Origin of the sequence: Streptomyces sp. SID3343 (genome assembly GCF_009865215.1) — a bacterium.
Classification (GTDB): Bacteria; Actinomycetota; Actinomycetes; order Streptomycetales; family Streptomycetaceae; genus Embleya.
Genome location: NZ_WWJX01000430.1, coordinates 1 through 3,217 on the forward strand (window position 1 = coordinate 1; position 3,217 = coordinate 3,217).

General features: G+C 70.9%; 5 protein-coding genes. 3 read left to right on the forward strand and 2 right to left on the reverse strand.

Going from position 1 to position 3,217, the window contains the following annotated elements; translation table 11 throughout:
- Both GT354_RS14080 and GT354_RS14085 read left to right on the forward strand, forming a co-directional pair.
- On the forward strand, positions 1–311 hold a 311-nt coding region (locus tag GT354_RS14080), incomplete at its 5' end, for a sigma-70 family RNA polymerase sigma factor (protein ID WP_161356652.1).
- Positions 308–823, forward strand: a complete 516-nt coding sequence (locus GT354_RS14085; protein WP_161356653.1) for a hypothetical protein — start codon at positions 308–310, stop codon at positions 821–823. The genes GT354_RS14080 and GT354_RS14085, both read left to right, overlap by 4 nt.
- A gap of 195 nt (positions 824–1,018) precedes the next feature.
- Here the strand turns inward: GT354_RS14085 and GT354_RS14090 are convergent, their stop codons facing one another.
- Both GT354_RS14090 and GT354_RS14095 read right to left on the reverse strand, forming a co-directional pair.
- Positions 1,019–1,936, reverse strand: coding sequence for a TauD/TfdA family dioxygenase (locus GT354_RS14090; RefSeq protein ID WP_161356654.1), 918 nt, complete (start codon positions 1,934–1,936; stop codon positions 1,019–1,021).
- A 221-nt stretch (positions 1,937–2,157) separates the two neighbouring features.
- A complete protein-coding gene (locus GT354_RS14095; RefSeq protein ID WP_161356655.1) occupies positions 2,158–2,871 on the reverse strand; it encodes a helix-turn-helix domain-containing protein in 714 nt (237 codons plus the stop codon).
- A 107-nt stretch (positions 2,872–2,978) separates the two neighbouring features.
- On the opposite strand from GT354_RS14095, the gene GT354_RS14100 reads away from it, so the two are divergent.
- Positions 2,979–3,217 (forward strand): hypothetical protein (locus tag GT354_RS14100; RefSeq protein WP_161356656.1); only part of this gene is annotated, 239 nt, incomplete at its 3' end.

Here is a 3,217-nt window from a genome sequence, read left to right on the forward strand (position 1 = left end):
GGCGCTGCGTCGTCAACGGCGCGCGCTCCGTGCTGCGCCGGCGGCGGACCGCGAGGGCGTGGATACCACCCGTGCTGCCGCCGGTGGCCTCGCCCGAGGACGACGCGCTGCGCGCCGAGCGAGACCGGCGACTGCGGCTCGCCTTGACCAAGTTGACGAGACGTCAACGTGAGGTGCTGGTGCTGCGTTACTGGGAGAACCTCAGCGAGATCGAGATCGCCGGCACGCTGGGCGTTCCGGCCGGCACGGTGAAATCGACCGCGAGCCGCGGTTTGACCGCACTGCACAAGTTGTTGGAGGAGGACACGTGATTCGGCCCGGCGGTGAGCCCAGGAGATCGAGGACCAACGAGCACGCGGCTCTCGAGGCCGAACTGCGCGACTGGCTCGGGCGACGGGCCGACGAGGTGACCCCCGCGACCGTGCGGGCCCGCGAAGTACCCCTGCCACACGCCCCTGCAGCCCGACGCCGCGTCCCGTTGCGGTGGGCCGTTCCGGCGGCGGCGCTGACGTTGGCCGCAGCGGGCTGGGCGGTGGCGACGACGGGTTCGGACGCGCCGACCCCGGTGACCGTACGGCCGGCCGCACCGGCTCCCGCCGCGACCACTACGGATACGCCCTCGACGCCGGCTACGCCGTCGGAATCGGCGTCGGCCACACCCCCGTTGGAGCCACCGGCCCCGGTGGACCCGGTGGACCCGGTGACCGAGGCCCCGCGGACCATCCGGCCGCCCATCGCTCCCGAGGCTCCACCGCTGCGGGCCCCGGAGCGCAGTCCTTCGCTGCCGAGCGTTCCGCCGAGTGTGCCGACGCGCGCCCGCTGACGGCCGGCGCCTTGAGCCCCGAGACACTACGGGCGCGCTGCGGGTTTCGCGGCGCGCCCGTACATGTTCTGCGTCGGTCCGATGGTGGGTTGGCGCCCGGCTCGTCGGCGCGTCAGCCGACGTCCGGGGCGCGGAAGCGGGGCTTGCGGCGGGCGGGGGCGGCCTGTTCGTAGGCGTCAGGCGAGGCTGACGAGATCAGCGCGGGCGGTCGCCGACGATCGTCACGCGCTCCATGACGCGGGTGTGCGGGTAGTAGTCGGCGCTCGCGTAGTGCTGGGTGGCGCGGTTGTCCCAGAATGCGACGGTGCCGGTACGCCAGCGCAACCGGACCTGGTACTCCGGGTGGCGGGCCTGGTCGCAGAGCAGGGCCAGGAGTTCGCGGCTCTCGTCGTCGGGCAGCCCGACGATGTGGCTGGTGAAGATGCTGTTGACGTAGAGAAGTTTGCGGCCGGTCTCCGGGTGGGTGCGCACCACCGGGTGAGCCACGGGGGGCATCTTCTCCTGCCGGCGCGCCAGTTCGTCGGCGCTCAGCTGTTGTCCGAAGGTCTTGGTGAAGTCGTGCACGGCGGTGAGCGTGTCCAGCCGCTGTTTCAGGGCGTCGGGCAGACCGTCGTACGCGGCGCCCATGTCGGCCCACAAGGTGTCGCCGCCGACGCCGGGGATGTGCACCGCACGCAGGATCGAGCCCATCGGCGGTGTCGTGTGGAAGGACACGTCGGAGTGCCAGACGTTCTCCACGGCGGGGGAGTCCGCACCGCGGCTGAGCAGGACCACCTCCGGGATTTCGGCCTTGGGCAGGAACGGGTGTATCTCGGGCGTTCCCCACCAGCGCGCGAGATCGCGGTGCTCCAGCGCGGTCAGGCGCTGGTCGCGGAAGAACAGGACCTTCCATTCGAGCAGCGCGCGATGCAGTTCGGCGTGCAATTCGGTGGTCAGCGGTTGCGCCAGGTCGACACCACCGATCTCCGCGCCGATCACGGGCGTGCACGGGTCGAGGTCGAACAGCCGGTAGGGGGCGGTCGGTTCGAAGCTCCCGGTGGGACTGAGCTCGCGCACCGGGACGGCGGACACGCCGTTGTCGAAGACGGGGCGGGTGGTGGTGGCGTCGGTCATGGGTGTGGGGTCCTTGTCTTTGCTGCGGGTGTTCGCGGGCAGGGGGCATCCGGTTCGAGGCGCGGCTCGGCTGCTTCTCGGGTGGCGCGCATCGAACGCGCCGCTGTGCCAGGGTTGTTCGCGCGAGCGGGTCGACCGTGGCGGCGTGCGGACGGACAGGCATGCGGACGTGCGTGATCGCGGACCGGTGCCGGTCGTGGGCCTCGCGCAGGAGTGCGGAGTCAGTCGGTGGTGGTGGCGGGTGACGAGGCCAGGTGCACCGTGGCCGGACGGGCGGGGGCGGTCAGGATGCCGACCGCCGCGTCGACGAGGTCGGACACGAAGAACTCCGGCGGGACGGGCTTGCCGGTGGCGGCACTTCCGCGCCCGGGAAGTCCGCCGCACTCGCGCAGTTCGCGGTCGGCGAGCGCGTGCACGACGAACGCACAGAAGTGGTGCCACCGCTGCGAGCGGACCGGTTCGGGGAGTTCCGGGGTCAGCTGCGCAGCTCGTCGATGGAGGAGCAACAACCCTTCGGTGTGCGGGCGTTCACCCAGTTCGGCGAGCCGGGCGACGGCCGCGTCGGGATCGATCGTGTAGACGGCCTGGACGCAGAACCGCAGATACCAGCTGGGGTGTTCGTGGTTGGCGAGCAGTTCGACCAACGGCAGGGTGAAGGCCTCCGCGACGGCGAACGGATCACGTGACCTCCCGTGGCGGTCGAAGCTGTCGAGCAAGCCCAACCGGCGGGCGTTGAGCGGCGCCATGCGGTGTTCGAAGATCGCGGCGACCAGGTCTTCCTTGGTCCCGAAGTGGTAGCGCACCGCATTGTTGTTGCGCTGCTCCGCCGCCACCGCGATCTCCCGTACCGACACCGCGTTGATCCCGCGCTCGGCGAACAACTGTTCCGCCGCCGCGATCAACCGGAGCCGGGTCGAGACGACCGGACTGTTCATGAAAGGAAAGTTAACGCGAGTGCGTTAACTTTACAAGAGTTTCGGCGGGGGAGCGGCGAGCGCGCATGTGCCCTCGCGGGGGCGCCGAGTTCCGGGGATCCGGTCTCATGCACACGGATCTCGTGGGTGTCGATCAGGAGCAGTACGACGCGCTCACCGCCCGGGTCGAGTCGGGGGAGGTCCGCGCCGACGGTTGCGTGGCGCACGTGGCGGTCGCGATCGAGGGTGGTGTACAGGTCGTCGACCTGTGGGAGTCACAGGCGGCGATGGACGCCTTCACCGCCCGGATGACGCCGCGTAGGAACACATCCGGGCAGGGACGGGCTCGCCGCGTTCGGCCGGGTAC

What these genes read in the sequence shown, in the direction of transcription:
- GT354_RS14090 (WP_161356654.1), bottom strand. Translation starts at nt 1,936, where the DNA reads ATGACCGACGCCACCACCACCCGCCCCGTCTTCGACAACGGCGTGTCC.
- GT354_RS14095 (WP_161356655.1), bottom strand. Translation starts at nt 2,871, where the DNA reads ATGAACAGTCCGGTCGTCTCGACCCGGCTCCGGTTGATCGCGGCGGCG.